The following is a 17,424-nucleotide window of genomic DNA, read 5'->3' as shown; positions in this document are numbered from 1 at the left end:
ATGGCCGCACGCGCCCGCTTTTCCCCACGTCGCAAGCTGCTGCTGGCGGCGATGCTGCTGCTGTTCGCGGCGATGCTGGTCCTGCGCCTGATGGGCGTCGCCGGCTTCAACGGCACCGAGCCGCGGCAGATGGACTGGAACGACGACGGCGTGGCGACCCGCGACGAGATCGTGCAGGGCTACACCGTCGTGGCCGTCAGCGAAACACGCGAAGGCGCGCGTACCTGCCGCCACTACACGCGCCTGCGCGAGCGCGGCGCGCCGTTCCGGGTGGAGTGCCGCGTCGAGTTCGCAGCAAGTCCGGACGCGGGACGCTAGCGCGCGGCCCGCGTCGTTGCAGCGCGTTGCGGGCGACGCGCGCCTGCCGTCAGCGGACGGATTTCAGCTGCAGGTCGATATGGTCGCGGCCGTCGCGCTGCTGCAGGATGCGGGCCGGGACCGGCAGGCCGTCGACGATCCAGGCGGTGATGCTGCGGTCGTCGTCCTTCCACGCGACCTTGGTCGCCTTGTGCTGCTTGCCGCCGACGGTGACCTGTTCGGTGCCTGCCGGCTCGAACACGCGGCGGCGCACGCGACCGTCCTCCACCAGCCGGTAGCTCAGCTCCTTGCCGGCCTTGAAGTCGCGCACCAGGGCGAGGTTGAGCAGCATGCCGTCGACGTCGCCGGGCTGCAGCTTCACCGGTCCGCGCCGGTCCTCCTTGACGTCGCCGTCCCAGGTGGCGCGGCCGCTGTCCCAGTCGTAGGTGGCGTTGATCGAACGCTTCTTCACCAGCATCGCCGCCAGGCCCGATTCGCCGCCCTGCGAGTCGTTGCCCGAGAGCGGGCGCCACTGGTCGCCCTCGGCCTCGAACACGGTGCTCTGTGCGAGCCGCGCCCCCGCGCCGCTGACCTCCAGGCTGTAATTCCAGCGGTCGTCGCCGGCGGGCGCCAGGGTCATGCGGCCGGCGGCCTGCATGCCCATGTAGTTGGCGTTGTAGTCGGCGGTGAACGGCTCCAGCGCCGAGGCGGATGCCGGTGCGCCGAACGCGGCCAGCAGGACGGCACAGGCCGCGGCGGCCTGGAGGGGGCGTCGGAGCGTCGTCATGGTCTTCATGGTCATTGCATTCCCTGGTATTCGATCAGGCGCAGGTCGACGGCGTCCTCGCCGTCTTCACGCTGGAGGATGCGTACCGGCGTCGGCACGCCGTCCGCGATCCAGAAGATGGTCTCGTCGTTGCCGCCGTTGGTGCGTTCCACCCGCATCGCCTCGTAGCTCAGTTCGGCGACGCTGACCGGTTCGGTCTGTCCGGCGACGCGGTATTCGTAGTCGCGCACCCGGCCGCCGTCGACGAAGCGGTAGGACAGCGCGCGGCCGGGTTCGGCATCGCGGATCACCGCGAGGTTGATCAGCAGCCCGCTCATGTCGCCGTAGCGGATCGGAACCGGCTCGCGCCGCTCCTGCTTGATGTCGCCGGTCCAGCGCGCGGTCTGGCTGTGCCAATCGTAGGTGCCGGTGATCCTGCGGTTGAACAGCACGGCCGCCTTGCGCACCGTGCTCTGCGACAGCGGGCGGTAGATGCCGTTGGCTTCGTCGAAGACGGTGCTCTGCTCGATGTTGAGTCCGAGCACGCCGGCAAAGCCGCGGTTGCCGCGGATGCCGAGGTCGATCCTCCAGCGCTGCGCGGCATCGTCGTGCGTCAGGCGCATGGTGGCGGTGCCGGCGGGTTCGCCGCCGTACCAGGCTTCGTAGCTGGCCACGAACGGCTGCAGCACGTGGCTGGCAGTCGCGGTCCCAGGCACTGTGGCGGGTGCCGGGTCCGTTGCGGCGCGCACGGTTCCGTGTACCGCGACGCAGAGCGCGGCGGTGGCGGCAAAGGCGGCAATGAAAGGGGTCAGGCGCATTGGCCCGTCATCATGCAAAGGCGTTATTGCACGACAGCTGAAGCGGAACGGCCCGTTCATCGCCGATCTGGACGCCATCTTCACGCAGTGCCACCGCGCCTCCGGCGAACAGCCGCAGGGTCGCGACCAGCAGCGGATGCTCGCGCGCCAGCACCCGGGCGCTGAGCGTTTCCTCGTCGTCGCCGGGCAGCACCGGCACGCGCGCCTGGGCGATCACCGGGCCGCCGTCGAGCTCGGCGGTCACGAAGTGCACGCTCGCACCGTGCTCTGCAACGCCCGCCGCCAGCGCCTGGCGGTGGGTGTGCAGGCCCTTGAACGCCGGCAGCAGCGAAGGATGGATGTTGATGATGCGGCCGGTGCGCGGCGCGATCGCGCTGGCGTCGATCAGGCGCATGTAGCCGGCGCAGACCACCAGGTCCGGTTGTGTCGCGTCGACGGCCGCGAACAGCGCGGCATCGAACGCCGCGCGCGAGGCGAAGTCGCGGGGCGACAGCGCCTGTGCCGGTATTCCCGCCTCGCGCGCGCGCTGCAGCGCCGGCGCGGAGGCGCGGTCGGAGAACACGCCCACGACCACGGCGTGCAGCGCGCCACGCGCGATCGCCTCGAGGATCGCCTGCAGGTTGCTGCCGCGGCCGGACACCAGTACCGCCAGCCGCAGCGGCGCCCGGGTTGCCGCATCCGCGGGCGCGCCGGCGGGCACGGCCGGCCGGCCGCCTTCGCGTGTCCGCGTCCCCATCCCGGTGCTCAGCCGATCCGTACGCGCCCGTCGTCGCGCGCGGCGACGACTTCGCCGATGCGCCAGTGCGCCAGGCCCAGCCGCGCCAGTTCGCCGCCCAGCCCCGCCACCGCGTCGCGGTCGACCAGCAGCACGAAGCCGATGCCGCAGTTGAAGGTGCGCCACATCTCCTCGCGGGCGACGCTGCCTTCTCGCTGCAGCCACTCGAACACCGGCGGCAGGGTCCAGGAGGACGCGTCGATGTCCACGCCCAGGCCTTCGGGCACGACCCGCACGATGTTCTCGGTCAGGCCGCCGCCGGTGACGTGGGCCATGGCATGGATGGACGGGCCGTGGGCGCCGCGCAGCAGTTCCAGGACCGGCTTGACGTACAGCCGGGTGGGCGCCATCAGCGCGTCGGCCAGGCTCACGCCGCCGACGTCGAGCGACCCGGGGCGACCGGCGCGGTCGTAGATGCGGCGGATCAGCGAATAGCCGTTGGAGTGCGGGCCGCTGGACGCGATGCCGACCAGCACGTCGCCCTCGCGCACCGAGGCGCCGTCGCGCAGTTCGGACTTCTCCACCGCGGCCACGCAGAAGCCGGCCAGGTCGTACTCGCCCGGCGGATACATGTCCGGCATTTCCGCGGTCTCGCCGCCGATCAGGGCGCAGCCCGACAGTTCGCAGCCCGTGGCGATGCCGCCGACCACGGCCACCGTCGTCTCGACGTCGAGCTTGCCGGTGGCGAAGTAGTCCAGGAAGAACAGCGGTTCGGCGCCCTGCACCAGCACGTCGTTCACGCACATGCCGACCAGGTCGATGCCGATGGTGTCGTGGCGGCCCAGCTGCTGGGCCAGCTTGAGCTTGGTGCCCACGCCGTCGGTGCCCGACACCAGCACCGGCTCGCGGTACTTGCCCGACAGGTCGAACAGCGCGCCGAAACCGCCCAGCCCGCCCATCACCTCGGGCCGGAAGCTGCGCTTGACCAGCGGCTTGATGCGTTCGACGACTTCGTTGCCCGCGTCGATGTCGACGCCGGCGTCGCGGTAGGTCAGGCCGGTGGGGGCGGAAGAGGGGGTAGTCACGATGCGCAGCTCAGCCGGGCGGTCCGCGATTCTAGCAGCCGCGCGGGCGGCGGCCCGGCCTGCGCGGCTGCGGCAGGCAGCCGGGGAGAGGGCTTTGTGGCACCATTTCCGCCACGACCGGAGCGGTGAAGGACGTCGGATGCGACTGGCTGTACGTGGTGCACGGATGATCGGATGGGCCCTGGCGGCGCTGCTGCTGGCGGCGCCCGCGGCTGCCCAGCGCGTGGAAGGCGATCGCGCCGAGGCGCAGGGGCTGTACGAAGCCGAGGTCCCGGTGCGCACCCAGGCCGAGGCCGAGCGCACGGCCGGCTATGCGCGTGCGCTGGCCCAGGTCTTCGCCAAGTTGTCCGGCGACCGCGGCATCGCCAGCCGTCCCGGCGTGGCCCAGGAGCTGCGCCGCGCGGCCGACTACGTCGACGGCTTCGACTATCGCCAGGACGAGAGCATCGGCAGCAGCGGCGCGCCGAGCTTCCGCACCATGCTGGTGGTGCGGTTCGTGCCCGAGGCCATCGATGCGCTCACCGCCGCGCTGGGCCTGCCGGTGTGGCCGCAGCCGCGGCCCAAGCCGGTGCTGTGGCTGGCGATCGACGACGGCAGGGGCCCGCGCCTGGTGGGCGTCCAGCAGAGCAACGCGGCGCGTCCGTTGCTGCAGCGGGCGGTCGAGCGCGGCTACCGCCTCGGCCTGCCCTCGGGCAACGCCGCCGAGCAGGCCGCGGCGGGCGCGATCTGGCGTGGCGACACCGCCGCCATCGCGCGCCTGTCCTCGCGCTACAACCCGCCGATGCAGCTGATCGGCAAGCTCTACCGCGACGCCGGGGGCTGGAAGGCGGACTGGATCTTCGTGGACGACGGCCGCGTGCTCTCGCGCTGGTCCGAGTCCGGCGGCGACGCGCGCCGGACCATGGCCACCGGCGCGGACGGCGCGGCCGACGCGCTCATCAAGCGCTACGCCAAGGCCACCGCGCCCGCCGACCCGGTGGTCCAGCGCATGGTCTTCACGGGCTTGCGCAGCGGCAGCGATTACCTGCGCCTGTCCGCGGCGCTGCAGCGCATGTCGGTGGTGCGCGCGATCCGTCCGCTGCGTGCCAGCCCGGACCGCCTCGAGGTCGAACTGGACCTGCTGACCGGGATGTCGGGCTTCCGCCGCATGGTCGACGAGGCGGTGCTGCTCGAGGTCGAAGGCACCGACGAACTGGCCCCGCCGGTCTACCTGCTGCACTGACCGACGGAGCCGAGCCGATGTCCGATACGCCCGCGACCCTCGACATCGCGCGCTTCCTGCGGCGCCTGCAATGGGGACTGCTCGCCTTCGCGGTGCTGTGGCTGATCGCCCTGCTGGGACCGATCCTCACCCCCTTCGTGCTGGCCGCGCTGCTGGGCTGGCTCGGCGATCCGCTGGTCGACCGCCTCGAGGCATCCGGCCGTTCGCGCCCGGTGGCGGTGACCCTGGTCTTCGTGCTGATGCTGATGCTGGTGGTGCTGGTGGTGCTGATCCTGGTGCCGATGATCGAGCGCCAGGTGGTGACCCTGATCGATGCGCTGCCGCAGTACCGCGAGTGGTTCATGGAAACCGCCCTGCCCTGGGTGGAGGCGCGCACCGGGATCGAGATCACGTCCTGGCTCGATCCGCAGCGCCTGTTCGAACTGGTGCGCTCGCACTGGGCGCAGGCGGGCGGGGTGGCCAGCACGTTGTTCGGCTACCTGTCGAGTTCGGGCTTCGCCTTCCTGGCCTGGGTCGCCAACATCGTGCTGCTGCCGATCCTGACCTTCTACTTCCTGCGCGACTGGGACCTGCTGGTCGAGCGCGTGGCGGCGATGATCCCGCGCGACCACATCGGCACCGTCACGCGGCTGGCGCGCGAGTCGGACGAAGTGCTGGGTGCGTTCCTGCGCGGCCAGTTCATCGTGATGCTCGCCCTGGGCGCGATCTATGCGATCGGCCTGTCGGTGGTGGGGCTCAACCTGGGCCTGCTGATCGGGATCATCGCCGGACTGATCAGCTTCGTGCCCTACCTGGGCGCGGCGACCGGGATCGTGCTGGCCGTGCTCGCGGCGCTGGTGCAGGCCCAGGGCTTCGACATCAAGCTGCTGGCGCTGGTGGGCGTGGTGTTCACCGTCGGCCAGCTGATCGAGAGCTACATCCTCACCCCGCGCATCGTCGGCGACCGCATCGGCCTGCATCCGGTAGCGGTGATCTTCGCGATCATGGCCGGCGGCCAGCTGTTCGGCTTCGTCGGCATGCTGATTGCGCTGCCGGTGGCGGCGGTGGGCAACGTGCTGCTGCGTTTCGCCCACGAGCGCTACACGCAAAGCCGCCTGTATGCGGGCGACGGGCCGAAGATCGTGCTGGAAGGGCAGCGCGCGCCCGGCGGCATCGTGCTCGAGGACGATATCGGCGAGGCCACCGGCGACGAACGCGGCAACCGCGACGCCTGATCGTGACGATGCAGGCCGCCCCGCCGCAGCTGCCGCTGGCGCTGCGCTATCCGCCCGACCAGCGTCTGGAGACCTTCCATGCGCGCGATGCGTCGCTGGTCGCGCAGCTGCGCGCGTTCGCGGCCGGTGGCGCGGGCGAGCGCGCGCTGCTGCTGGCCGGGCCGGCGGGCACTGGCAAGAGCCACCTGGCGCTGGCCGCCTGCGCCGAGGCCGACGCAGCGGGCGCGCGCGCCGGCTACCTGCCGCTGGCCAGTGCCGCCGGACGCGTGGGCGATGCGCTCGAGTCGCTGCACGCACTCGACCTGGTCGCGCTGGACGGGCTGGAGGCGGTGGCCGGCGAGCGCGACGACGAGGTCGCCCTGTTCCACTTCCACAACCGCATGCACGACGCCGGCCGGCGCGTGCTCTACACCGCCCAGGCGCTGCCCGACGCGCTCCCGCTGGTGCTGCCCGACCTGCGTTCGCGCCTGTCCCAGTGCACGCGGCTGGTGCTCGAGCGGCTCGACGACGCGGGCCGCGGCCAGGTGCTGCGCCTGCGTGCGCAGCGCCGCGGCCTGCAGGTCGACGCGGCCGCGATCGACTGGCTGCTGCGCCACGCAGGCCGCGACCTGTCCGGCCTGACCGCGCTGCTCGACCGCCTGGACCGCGCCTCGCTGGCGGCGCAGCGGCGCATCACCGTGCCGTTCCTGCGCGAGGTGCTGGGCGCCACGCAGGGCTGAGTCCAGCCGGTTCGGGTCGTTGTCGCCGGCTGCGGTGCCGGCGGGAAACGCGGCTTCCTGGTGCCCTGCGCTCAGGTCAGCGTCGCGTCCAGCTGGCGCAGCCGTTCGGGCGTGCCGACATCGGTCCATGCGCCGGCGTGGTGCTCGCCGCTGGCGGCGCCGCGGCGCATGGCCGCGCGCAGCAGCGGGGCGAGGCGGAAGCGCGGCGGAACGTCGCCGGCGCCGGGGGTGTCGCCGATCACCGCGCGCCAGTCGTCCAGCAGCGTCGGCCGGTAGAGGCCGATGCCGGAGAAGGTCAGGCGTTCGCCGCCGTCCTCGCGCAGCCGGCCGTCCGGCTGCAGCACGAAATCGCCCTGCGGATGGTGCGACGGGTTGTCGACCATCACCAGGTGCACGTCGCCGTCGGGTTCGCGCGGCAGGCGGGCGAAGTCGAAGTCGGTCCAGATGTCGCCGTTGACCGCGAGGAACGGCGCCTCGCCCAGCCAGTCGAGGGCCTGCAGCATGCCGCCGCCGGTCTCCAGCGGTACCGGGCCTTCGTCGGAGTACGCGATGCGCAGGCCGAACGCCGCGCCGTCGCCCAGCGCGGCGGGGAACTGCGCCGCCAGCCACGAGGTGTTGACCACCACCTCGCGCACGCCGATCGCGGCCAGGCGCTCGAGATGCCAGGCGATCAGCGGCTTGCCGCCGGCGCGCAACAGCGGCTTGGGCGTGCTGTCGGTGAGCGGGCGCATGCGCTCGCCCAGTCCGGCGGCGAAGATCAGGGCCTTCATGCCGCCGGGTCAGGCGATGGCGCCGGCGAGGCGTGCCATGGCCGGCCGCACGCGCGCGTCGATGAGGTCGGCCAGCGGCGCCAGTTGCGGATGTCGCGGCACGACCGCATCGAGGTAGGCGATGAAGCGCGGCGCGTCCTCGAGGTACTTGGGCTTGCCGTCGCGATGCTTCAGCCGCGCGAAGATGCCCAGCACCTTGAGGTGGCGGTGCACGCCGATCAGGTCCAGGTCGGTGCGCCACTGCGCGAGTGGCGGCACCGGCAATCCCGCGCGCGTGGCCAGGGCGTGGTAGCGCGCGTGCCAGTTGGCCACGCGCGGCTCGGGCCAGCTCAGGAAGGCGTCCTTGAACAGGCAGGCCGGGTCGTAGGCGATCGGCCCGCGCACCGCGTCCTGGAAATCGAGGATGGCGACGTCCTCGCCACAGGGCATCAGGTTGCGCGGCATGTAGTCGCGGTGCACCAGCACCTGCGGCTGGGCGAGCGCGGACTCGACCAGCGCGCGGTATACCCCGTGCAGGCGCGCGCGTTCGGCCTCGTCCAGTTCGATGCCCAGGTGCACGCCCAGGAACCACTCGTCGAACAGCCGCAGCTCGCGCAGCAGCAGCGCCTCGTCGTAGGCGGGGAAGTCCGCCGGCAGCGCGATCGACTGCAGTTCGACCAGGCGCGTCATCGCGGTGTCGAACAGCGCATCGGCGCAGTCTTCGTCGATCGCATGCAGGTAGGTCTGCACGCCCAGGTCCTCGAGCAGCAGGAAGCCCAGGGCGAGGTCCTGCGCCACCACCGCAGGCACGCGCAGGCCGCCGGCCTGCAGCAGGTCGCGGATCGCCAGCCAGGGGCGCACGTCCATCAGTTCGGGCGGCGCGTCCATCAGCACCAGGCTCGGCGTGCGGCCGGTGGTGCGCCAGTAGCTGCGGAAGTCCGCATCGAAGGATGCGCGCTCCAGGCAGACCTGCGGGTCGGACAACGCGGTCCGCACCCAGTCGATGCGTTGCTGGTCTCGGTCTGGCGTGGCGCTGGGCTGAATCATGCTCTCTCCTCCCGGCGGCTGCCGGGCGGGCAAAGGGTAAACTGCCCGTCATCTTCGGGCGAGAGAATCATCAGGATGAAGTTGCAGCCGGTGTTGTTGTCGGGCGGGTCCGGGACGCGCTTGTGGCCCCTGTCGCGCGAGGCCTATCCCAAGCAGTTCCTGGCCCTGGCCGGCGAGCACACCATGCTGCAGGAGACCTGGCGCCGCGTCGCGCCGTTGGCCTCGTCGGCGCCGATCGTGGTGGCCAACGAGGAACACCGCTTCCTGGCCGCCGAGCAGCTGCGGCTGGTCGGGGTGGACCGCGCCGACATCGTGCTCGAGCCGGTCGGACGCAATACCGCTCCGGCGATCGCCGCGGCCGCGCTGCAGGCGATGGCGGGCGGCGAGGATCCGCTGCTGCTGGTGCTGCCTTCGGACCACGTGGTCCGCGATGCGGAAGGCTTCCGTGCCGCGGTGCGCACAGCAATGGGCGCGGCCGAAAATGGCGCGCTGGTCACGTTCGGCATCGTGCCCGCCGCGCCGGAAACCGGTTTCGGCTACATCCAGGCCGCCGAAGGCGAGGGCGTGCGCGAGGTGCTGCGCTTCGTCGAGAAGCCCGACGCGGCCACCGCCCAGGCCTACCTGGAAAGCGGCGGCTACTTCTGGAACAGCGGCATGTTCCTGTTCCGCGCCTCGCGCTATCTCGCCGAGCTCGAACGCCTGCGTCCCGACATGTTGGCCGCCGTGCGCCAGGCCTTTTCGGCCGCCGCGCGCGACGGCGACTTCATCCGTCTCGACCGCGAGGCCTTTGCCGCCTGTCCCTCGGACTCGATCGACTATGCGGTGATGGAGCACACCGCCGGGGCGCGCGTGCTGCCGGTGGACATTGGCTGGAACGACGTGGGTTCCTGGTCGGCGCTGTGGGAGGTGAGCGAACACGATGGCGATGGCAACGCCCACCACGGCGACGTGATCGCGGTCGATTCGCGCAACAGCTATGCCTACGCCCGGCGCCTGGTGGCCCTGGTCGGGGTCGACGACCTGGTGGTGGTCGAGACCGACGATGCGGTGCTGGTCGCGCGCAAGGACCGGGTGCAGCAGGTTAAGGAGGTGGTCGCGCAGCTCAAGGCCGACCAGCGCAGCCACGCGGTGCTGCACCGCGAGGTGCACCGGCCCTGGGGCAGCTACGACTCGATCGACCAGGAGGACGGCTGCTTCCAGGTCAAGCGCATCAAGGTCAAGCCGGGCGCGCGGCTGTCGCTGCAGTCGCACAAGCACCGCGCCGAACACTGGATCGTGGTGCGCGGCACCGCGCGCATCACCCGCGACAACGACGTGTTCGAGCTGTACGCCAACCAGTCGACCTATATCCCGCTGGGCGCCAAGCACCGGCTGGAGAATCCCGGCAGCGAGATGCTGGAGCTGATCGAGGTGCAGTCGGGCGACTACCTGGGCGAGGACGACATCGTCCGCTACGAGGACGTGTACGGCCGTTCCTAGCCCCGCCGGCGGCGCTCCGCCGCCATCGGCGTCGATATCCGATCCGAATGCCGACATGCCGCGCCGTCATGTGTGGAGGGGCGGCGGAATTTTCCCGTTGGATCAACCGGTTGCGCGCTTCGACCGGGGCGCCGTGGCGATCGCGCGCGCGGCTTAACCGTTCGCTTGCAAACATGCGCGGGCGGGCTGCTAGAACTGGCGCGGACCATCCGGGAACGGCGCATGCGCATCACCATCATCGGCGCGGGCTTCAGCGGAAACGCGCTCGCGCAGCTCCTGGCCTCGACCCGCGACGACGCGCACGAGGTCTGCCTGGTCGGCGCGGCCGCCACCTTCGGCAGCGGCGTCGCCTACGGCGAGGCGCGGCCGGAGCACCTGCTCAACGTGCGCGCGCGCCATCTCGGCATCGACCCGGACAACCCGCAGGATTTCGCCGACTGGCTGAGCCTGGGCGAGCGCGGCCGCGACGGCTTCATGCCGCGGATCGCCTATGGCGAATACCTGCGCGAGCGGCTCCGGCAGGCGATGGAGGAGTCGGCCAACCTCACCTGCATCGACCAGGAGGCCGTCGCGCTCGAGCGCCTGCCCGCCGGCTTCCGCGTCCACCTCGGCGACGGCGGCCGGTTCGACAGCGACCGCGTGGTGCTGGCGCCGGGCGCGCTGCCGCCGCAGCGGCTGGGCGGCGTGGGCCCGCGCCTGGCGCGCAGCCCGCGCTACATCGGCTGGCCCTGGCAGGAAGACGGCATCGACCGCATTCCGGCGACGGCGCGCGTGCTGCTGGTGGGCACCGGCCTGACCATGGCGGACGTGGTGGTGAGCCTGCGTCGCCGCGGCCACCGCGGCGACATCGTCGCGATCTCGCGACGCGGGCTGCTGCCGCAATCGCAGCTGCCGCGTCCGTCCGATCCGGTGGAGCTGCCGCCGCGGGTGCTGTATGCGCTGCGCGCGGGCGACCTGCACGCGCTGGTCGCGGCGCTGCGCCCGCTGGCGGCGGCGGTCCCGGACTGGCGCGCCCTGGTTGACGCCCTGCGCCCGCACACGCAGGCGTTCTGGCGGCAGCTCTCGCCGGTGCAGCGGGGCCGGTTCGCGCGCCACCTGCGCTCGTACTGGGAAGTCCTGCGTCACCGGCTGGCGCCGCGGACCGCGGACAAACTGGAGGCCCTGCTGGCGTCCGGGCTGCTGCAGGTGCGGGCGGCGCGCCTGCTGCGCGCCGGCGTGGCCTCCGATGCCGATGCGATCGACGTGGTCCTGCGCGAGCGCGGCCAGCCGCAGGCGCAGGTGGAGCGCTTCGACTGCCTGATCCGCGCCACCGGCCTGGACACCGACGTCGAGCGCACCACGCATCCGCTCATGACCCAGCTGCGCGAGGCCGGCCTGGTCCGCGCCGATCCGCTGGGGCTGGGGGTGGAGGCGAGCGCCGATTTCGAAGTGGTCGACGCCAGCGGCAGCGCGGTGCGCGGGCTGTACTGCCTGGGCCCGCTGCTGCGCGGCCGGCTGTGGGAGATCACCGCGGTGCCCGAACTGCGGGCCGCGGCGGCCGTGCTGGCAGCGCGCCTGCTGTCGGAACCGCGGCCGGGCGCGCTTGCCGCGCCGCAGGTGGCGCCCGCCACCCGGCCGGTGCGGATGCGCTAGCCGAGGCCGGGCCCGTCGCCCGGCCGACCGCTCCTTGCAGCGGCGGGTGCGGCGCGCGCGGGCGCCGGGCAGGGCTTACGCCGGGTAGACGCGATACCGCAGCAGGCGCACGCCGACGGCGTCGCCCGGCGCGGGCACCTGCACGCCGGGAGTGGCGACCAGGTCCACTTCGAGCGCTCGCGGCTGTCCGGACAGTTCGAGTTCCACCGTGACCCGGTCGGCATTGCGGTGCACCGCCGCCACGCGCGCGTCCAGGCCCTCGCCCGGGGCGCCGATGAGGGCATCGTGCGGGCGCAGGTACAGGCTGGCCGGGCCGTCGGCGACGTCGCCGGCTTCGAAACCGGCCGCAAGCCCGGACGGGCCGAAGCGCCCGCCGGCCACCGCGCCTTCGAGCACGCTGGCCCGGCCGATGAAGTCGAACACGTAGGCCGAGGCCGGCGCATCGTAGATCTCGCGCGGCGTGCCGACCTGCTCGATGCGGCCGGCGCGCAGCACCACCACGCGGTCGGCCAGTTCCAGCGCCTCGTCCTGGTCGTGGGTGACGAACACCGTGGTCTGGCCGGTCTGGTCGTGCAGGCGGCGCAGCCAGCGGCGCAGCTCCACGCGCACCTTGGCATCGAGCGCGCCGAAGGGCTCGTCGAGCAGCAGCACGGTCGGGTCGATCGCCAGCGCGCGCGCCAGCGCCACGCGCTGCTTCTGCCCGCCCGAGAGCTGTTCGGGATAGCGCTGGCCGTGCTCGGGCAGCTGGATCAGCGCCAGCAGCTCGTCGACGCGGCGGCGGATCGCGGCCTTGTCGGGCCGCTTCGAGCGCGGCCGGCTGCGCAGGCCGAAGGCGATGTTCTCGGCCACGGTCATGTGCCGGAACAGCGCGTACTGCTGGAACACGAAGCCGACGTTGCGCTCGCGCAGGCTCAGTTCCGTGGCGTCGGTCTCGCCGAACAGCACCCGCCCGCTGTCGGCCGGCAGCAGGCCGGCGATCACGCGCAGCAGGGTGGTCTTGCCAGAGCCCGACGGGCCCAGCAGCGCGACAAGTTCACCGGCGCCGATGTGCAGGTCGACATGGTCGAGCGCGGCGGTCACGCCGTAGCGCTTGGCCACGCCTTCGATCCGCAGGTCGACGCCGTGGCCGTGGGACTTCATGGCCGGATCATCGCCGATTCGGGGGCCCGGCGCATCGACCGGCTCGGGCTCGGCGCCGCGGCGCGCGGATTGCAGGGTGTCGTCCTGGGTCAGCAGCACGTTCATGGTCTCCATCGACTGTGGTGCGGGTTGGCGCCGTCGCCACGGCCCGTGTGGATGAACAGGCTCATCCATGCCTCCGGTGCGCCTTGGCCAGCGCGTCGCCGTGGCGCGCCTCCAGCCAGAACTTCAGCACCAGCGTCACCAGCGCCAGCCCCGCCAGCAGCGAGGACACGGCGAACGCGCCGGTGCTGTCGAACTCGTTGTAGAGGATCTCGATGTGCAGCGGCAGGGTGTTGGTCAGTCCGCGGATGTGCCCGGACACCACCGACACCGCGCCGAACTCGCCCATCGCGCGCGCGCCGCACAGCAGCACGCCGTACAGCAGGCCCCACTTGATGTTGGGCAGGGTGACGCGGAAGAACATGGTCCAGGCATTGGCGCCCAGCGATCGCGCCACGACCTCCTCCTCGTGGCCCTGCTGCTGCATCAGCGGCACCAGTTCGCGGACCACGAACGGGAAGGTGATGAACAGCGTCGCCAGCACGATGCCCGGGCGCGCGAACAGGATCCTGATCTCGTGCTCGCGCAGGAAGTCGGCGAACCAGCCCTGGGAACCGAACAGCAGCACCAGGCACAGGCCCGCGACCACCGGCGAGACGGCGAACGGCAGGTCCACCAGCGCCAGCAGCACGCGCTTGCCGGCGAACTCGAAGCGGGTCAGCGCCCAGGCCGCGAACACGCCGAACACCGCGTTGACCGGGATCACGATCGCCGCGGTCAGTAGGGTCAGGTTGAGCGCGGAGATCGCGTCGGGCGTGGTCAGTGCGGCCCACCAGGTCGCAAAGCCCTTGCCGAAGGCCGACAGCAGCACCATCAGCAGCGGCAGCACCACCAGCAGCGCCATCACCGCGACCGCGCCGCCGATCAGCAGCCGGCGCAGCCAGGGCGGTGTCTCCAGCCCGTGTCCAGCGTGTGCGTCAGTCATCGCGGCGGCTCCTGCGCTCGTGGCGGAACAGCAGCGGGATCAGGTTGATCGCCAGCAGGCAGGCGAACGAGGCGGCCAGCATCAGCGCCGCCAGCGCGATCGCGCCGTTGTAGTCGTACTCCTCCAGCCGGATGGTGATCAGCAGCGGCGCGATCTCGGTCTCGTAGGGCTTGTTGCCGGCGATGAAGATCACCGAGCCGTACTCGCCCAGCGCCCTTGCGAAGGCCAGCGAGAACCCGGTCAGCAGCGCCGGCAGCAGCTCCGGCAGCACCACCCGGCGCAGCGTGGTCAGGCGCGAGGCGCCCAGCGAGGCGGCGGCCTGCTCCTGCTCATGGCCCAGCGATTCGAGGATCGGCTGTACCGTGCGCACCGCGAACGGCAGGCCGATGAACACCAGCGCGATCACGATGCCGGCCGGCTGGTAGGCGACCTGGATGCCCAGCGGCTCCAGGTACCGGCCGAGCCAGCCGTTGGGCGCGTAGATCGCGGTCAATGCGATGCCGGCGACCGCGGTCGGCAATGCGAACGGGAGGTCGACCAGCGCGTCGAGCAGGCGCCGGCCCGGGAACCGGTAGCGCACCAGCACCCAGGCCACCAGCGCGCCGGCCAGCGAGGCGATCAGCGCGGCGGCGAAGGCGGTGCCGAAGCTCACCTTCAGCGCCGCCTGCACGCGCTCGTCCTGGATCGCGCGCAGCCAGCCGTCGCCGCCCAGCCCCGCCGCGCGGAAGGTCAGCGCGGCCAGCGGCAGCAGCACCACCACGCCCAGCCAGGCCATGCCCAGCCCCAGGCTCAGGCCCAGGCCGGGCAACGGGCGGCGCCAGCGGGGTCGCGACAGGGAGGGAAGGGTCAGGGTGCTCATCGTGGGGAACGTCGTGGGGAAGGAGTCGCGATGCGGCGGGGCCTCCGGCACGGATGCGGCGGGGAGGTCCCCGCCGCATCATGTCCGGCCGGCGCGAACCGGCTCACGGGCGGGGGCGGTAGATCTGGTCGAAGAAGCCGCCGTCGGCGAAGTGCAGCTGCTGCGCCTTGGCCCAGCCGCCGAAGGCCTCGTCGATCGTCACCAGGGGGATCGGCTTGAAGTGCGCGATCGCGCTTGCCGGCACCGACTCCGGCCGCGACGGGCGGTAGTGGTGCTTGGCGGCCAGGCGCTGGCCCTCGGGCGAGTACAGGTGCTGCAGATAGGCCTCGGCCACCTCGCGGGTGCCGCGCCTGGCGACGTTGCCGTCGACCACGGCCACCGGCGGCTCGGCCTTGATGCTGAGACTGGGAAAGACGATCTCGAACTTCGCCGCGGTGTCGCCGTCGGCCAGGGTCAGCAGGGCCTCGTTCTCCCAGGCCAGCAGCACGTCGCCGATGCCGCGCTCGACGAAGGTGGTGGTGGAGCCCCGCGCGCCGGTGTCGAGCACCGGCACGTTGGCGAACAGCTTCTTCAGGTAGTCCACCACCAGGTCGCCCTTGCGGTACTCGCGCGAGGCCCAGGCCCAGGCGGCCAGGTAGTTCCAGCGCGCGCCGCCCGAGGTCTTGGGGTTGGGCGTAATCACGCCGATGCCGGGCTTGGCCAGGTCGCCCCAGTCCTGGATGTTCTTCGGATTGCCCTTGCGCACCAGGAACACGATGGTGGAGGTGTAGGGCGAGCTGTTGTTGGGCAGGCGCGACTGCCAGTCCTTCGCCAGCAGGCTGGTGTTCTGCGCGATCGCGTCGATGTCGCCGGACAGGGCGAGGGTGACGACGTCGGCCTCCAGGCCGTCGATCACCGAGCGCGCCTGCTTGCCCGAGCCGCCGTGCGAGGCGCGGACGGTCAGGGTCTGGCCGGTGTCCGCCTTCCACTTCCTGGCGAACGCGTCGTTGAACTCGGCGTACAGCTCGCGCGTGGGGTCGTAGGAGACGTTGAGCAGTTCGACGTCCTGCGCGGCAGCGCTGCCGGTGGCGGCGAGTCCGAGCAGCAGGGTGGCCAACAGCACGTTGCGGATCCTGGTGTTCATGGCGTGGGCTCTCGAATGGGGGAAGGTCAGAAGGAGAACTGGGCGCGCGTGAAGAAGGTCGTCTCGTCCTCGCGGTCGCCGCCGGCGGCGCCGCCGTCGAAGCTGGCGTGCGCATAGTTGGCCACCAGCTTGAGGTTGCCGGTCGGGTACCAGTTGAGGCCGAGGGTCCAGGCGGTGGCCTCCGAGGCGGAGGCCGAGGGCGACGCGAACAGCGGGAAGGCGGCGTCGTCCACGTCCAGCTCGCCGTAGCGGGCGACCAGCTCGAACGCGCCCCAGCCGCCCTTGCCGGGGGCGAACGGGTTGTCGGGCTTGACTCCGCGGTAGCCGGCCTTCTCGCCCGTCAGCACCCAGCTGCCGGTGAGCTGCCAGGCGCTGTGGTCGAGCGAGGCGCGACCGCCGGACGTGGTCTCCACCACTTCCTGCCCCGAGCGGATGTATTCGCCCAGCACGCCCACCGGGCCGGCGTACCAGTAGGCCTGCGGCGACCAGCGCGTGTGTTCGCCGTCGGCGGCGACGCTGGCCAGGTAGCTGAAGAACGTGGACTGGCCGGGCGAGCGGTAGCGCGGCAGGAAGCTGTTGCCGGCGCCGTGCTTGTCGCCGGCGCTGGCGGCGATGCCGAAGCCCAGGCTGGACAGCGCGCCGTCGCCGCCCTTCCACGGTTCGAAGAACACGCGCCCGGCGAATTCGAAGTCGTCGTCCGGATTCGTGGTCGGGCTGTCGCGGCCGTCCGGCGCGCCGTTGTACACGCCGACGACGTAATTGACCTTCGACGTCGCCAGCGCGCCCTGCAGCTGCAGGCCGATGTCGCGGTTGGGCGCCAGCTCGGTCGGGAAGCCGCGCTCGATGAAGGCGGTCGCGGAACCGCTCTGCAGGCGCTCGAGCGCCACCGGCCCCTTGACCTTGCCCACGCGCAACGTGGCGGCCGGGCTGAACTTCAGGTCGACGTAGGCGTCGACGATCGAGGCGCTGTCGCCGGCGAACTCCGGGGTGACGCGGAAGCCCACCAGCTCGCCCCAGCTGCCTTCCAGGGTCGGGCGGATGCGGCGCCACAGGAAGGTGTCGTTCTGCGGGCGCTGATCGTCGTCGATGAAGAGGCGGTGGTCGGCCTGGGCCAGCACGCCGAGCTTGAGCTGCACCGAGCCGTCGGCGCTGCGGATCGAGGCGCCCTTGTCGGCGGCCAGGGTGACGGTGGGCTGTGGCCTGGCCTCGGCGGCGGGCGCCGCAGGGGCGGCGGCGAGCGCGCCCTGGCGGTCGCGTTCGTCCAGGCCCAGCTCGATCGCGCGCAGGCGGCGGTCGAGTTCGGCCAAGTCGCCTGGTGCGACGCCGTCGGACGGAGCGATGCCCAGCCGGCGTTCGACGATGCGCAGGCGCTCGGCGACCTGTTCGGGAGTGGGGGCGGCGTCCTGCGCGGCGGCCGTGGCCGGGAGCAGGGCCAGCAGGGCCAGCGTGAGCAGGCCGCGGCGCGGAGGGCGGGGTCGCCGGGCGCCTAGGAAGGCGGGTTCGGACAGTTGCATGGCGTTTCCTCGTATGTC

General features: G+C 72.1%; 16 protein-coding genes and 1 pseudogene. 6 read left to right on the top strand and 11 right to left on the bottom strand.

Annotation, left to right across the window (positions count from 1 at the left end):
- On the top strand, positions 1–318 hold the full coding sequence (locus tag Q0863_RS08255) for an EF-hand domain-containing protein (protein WP_298577155.1): 318 nt from the start codon (positions 1–3) through the stop codon (positions 316–318).
- A gap of 49 nt (positions 319–367) precedes the next feature.
- Here Q0863_RS08255 and Q0863_RS08250 read toward each other — a convergent pair whose 3' ends face one another.
- The 4 genes from Q0863_RS08250 to purM are packed head-to-tail and all read right to left on the bottom strand — an operon-like array spanning position 368 to position 3,684.
- Complete coding sequence (locus tag Q0863_RS08250) at positions 368–1,084, bottom strand: DUF3108 domain-containing protein (protein ID WP_298577153.1); 717 nt, start codon at positions 1,082–1,084, stop codon at positions 368–370.
- 11 nt (positions 1,085–1,095) lie between these two features.
- Positions 1,096–1,881 carry a DUF3108 domain-containing protein gene (locus Q0863_RS08245; protein ID WP_298577151.1) on the bottom strand — a complete coding sequence of 262 codons (786 nt, stop codon included), beginning with the start codon at positions 1,879–1,881 and terminating at the stop codon, positions 1,096–1,098.
- A gap of 10 nt (positions 1,882–1,891) precedes the next feature.
- On the bottom strand, positions 1,892–2,617 hold the full coding sequence (purN, locus tag Q0863_RS08240; protein ID WP_298577149.1) for a phosphoribosylglycinamide formyltransferase: 726 nt from the start codon (positions 2,615–2,617) through the stop codon (positions 1,892–1,894).
- A gap of 8 nt (positions 2,618–2,625) precedes the next feature.
- A complete protein-coding gene (gene purM / locus Q0863_RS08235) occupies positions 2,626–3,684 on the bottom strand; it encodes a phosphoribosylformylglycinamidine cyclo-ligase (RefSeq protein ID WP_298577793.1) in 1,059 nt (352 codons plus the stop codon).
- Positions 3,685–3,847: 163 nt separating this feature from the next.
- Here purM and Q0863_RS08230 point away from each other — a divergent pair, with 163 nt between their 5' ends.
- From Q0863_RS08230 to hda, 3 genes are read left to right on the top strand one after another with little or no spacing between them, the layout of a single operon-like run.
- Positions 3,848–4,903 carry a DUF2066 domain-containing protein gene (locus Q0863_RS08230; protein WP_298577147.1) on the top strand — a complete coding sequence of 352 codons (1,056 nt, stop codon included), beginning with the start codon at positions 3,848–3,850 and terminating at the stop codon, positions 4,901–4,903.
- 17 nt (positions 4,904–4,920) lie between these two features.
- Positions 4,921–6,117, top strand: coding sequence for an AI-2E family transporter (locus Q0863_RS08225; RefSeq protein WP_298577145.1), 1,197 nt, complete (start codon positions 4,921–4,923; stop codon positions 6,115–6,117).
- 8 nt (positions 6,118–6,125) lie between these two features.
- Positions 6,126–6,836, top strand: coding sequence for a DnaA regulatory inactivator Hda (hda, locus tag Q0863_RS08220; RefSeq protein WP_298577144.1), 711 nt, complete (start codon positions 6,126–6,128; stop codon positions 6,834–6,836).
- Between the two features lie 71 nt (positions 6,837–6,907).
- On the opposite strand, the gene murU is transcribed toward hda, so the two are convergent.
- Positions 6,908–7,606 carry an N-acetylmuramate alpha-1-phosphate uridylyltransferase MurU gene (murU, locus tag Q0863_RS08215; RefSeq protein WP_298577142.1) on the bottom strand — a complete coding sequence of 233 codons (699 nt, stop codon included), beginning with the start codon at positions 7,604–7,606 and terminating at the stop codon, positions 6,908–6,910.
- A gap of 9 nt (positions 7,607–7,615) precedes the next feature.
- Positions 7,616–8,632 carry a phosphotransferase gene (locus Q0863_RS08210; protein WP_298577140.1) on the bottom strand — a complete coding sequence of 339 codons (1,017 nt, stop codon included), beginning with the start codon at positions 8,630–8,632 and terminating at the stop codon, positions 7,616–7,618.
- A gap of 75 nt (positions 8,633–8,707) precedes the next feature.
- On the opposite strand from Q0863_RS08210, the gene Q0863_RS08205 reads away from it, so the two are divergent.
- Together Q0863_RS08205 and Q0863_RS08200 are read left to right on the top strand one after the other, a co-directional pair.
- Entirely contained in the window at positions 8,708–10,111 is a 1,404-nt protein-coding gene (locus tag Q0863_RS08205) for a mannose-1-phosphate guanylyltransferase/mannose-6-phosphate isomerase (RefSeq protein WP_298577138.1), read from the top strand.
- A gap of 222 nt (positions 10,112–10,333) precedes the next feature.
- Entirely contained in the window at positions 10,334–11,743 is a 1,410-nt protein-coding gene (locus Q0863_RS08200; protein WP_298577136.1) for an FAD/NAD(P)-binding protein, read from the top strand.
- A gap of 276 nt (positions 11,744–12,019) precedes the next feature.
- Here the strand turns inward: Q0863_RS08200 and cysA are convergent.
- The 5 genes and pseudogenes from cysA to Q0863_RS08175 all read right to left on the bottom strand — a co-directional run.
- Positions 12,020–12,883: pseudogene (gene cysA, locus Q0863_RS08195) on the bottom strand (sulfate ABC transporter ATP-binding protein); the annotation flags it as partial.
- Positions 12,884–13,049: 166 nt separating this feature from the next.
- Positions 13,050–13,910: a sulfate ABC transporter permease subunit CysW gene (cysW, locus tag Q0863_RS08190; protein ID WP_298577133.1), complete on the bottom strand. Its 861-nt coding sequence runs from the start codon at positions 13,908–13,910 to the stop codon at positions 13,050–13,052.
- The gene (gene cysT, locus Q0863_RS08185) at positions 13,903–14,769 is read right to left on the bottom strand and encodes a sulfate ABC transporter permease subunit CysT (protein WP_298577131.1); all 867 of its coding nucleotides are present in this window, start codon (positions 14,767–14,769) and stop codon (positions 13,903–13,905) included. The genes cysW and cysT overlap by 8 nt, the downstream gene beginning before the upstream one ends.
- Before the next feature lie 103 nt (positions 14,770–14,872).
- Positions 14,873–15,892, bottom strand: coding sequence for a sulfate ABC transporter substrate-binding protein (locus Q0863_RS08180; protein WP_298577130.1), 1,020 nt, complete (start codon positions 15,890–15,892; stop codon positions 14,873–14,875).
- A 26-nt stretch (positions 15,893–15,918) separates the two neighbouring features.
- The gene (locus Q0863_RS08175) at positions 15,919–17,406 is read right to left on the bottom strand and encodes a porin (protein WP_298577128.1); all 1,488 of its coding nucleotides are present in this window, start codon (positions 17,404–17,406) and stop codon (positions 15,919–15,921) included.
- Positions 17,407–17,424 lie beyond the last annotated feature (18 nt).

Origin of the sequence: uncultured Luteimonas sp., assembly GCF_947492465.1 — a bacterium.
In the GTDB taxonomy this organism is placed as follows: Bacteria; Pseudomonadota; Gammaproteobacteria; order Xanthomonadales; family Xanthomonadaceae; genus Luteimonas.
Note: the sequence above shows the minus strand (reverse complement) of the source record. Positions and strands in the feature narration are given on the sequence as shown.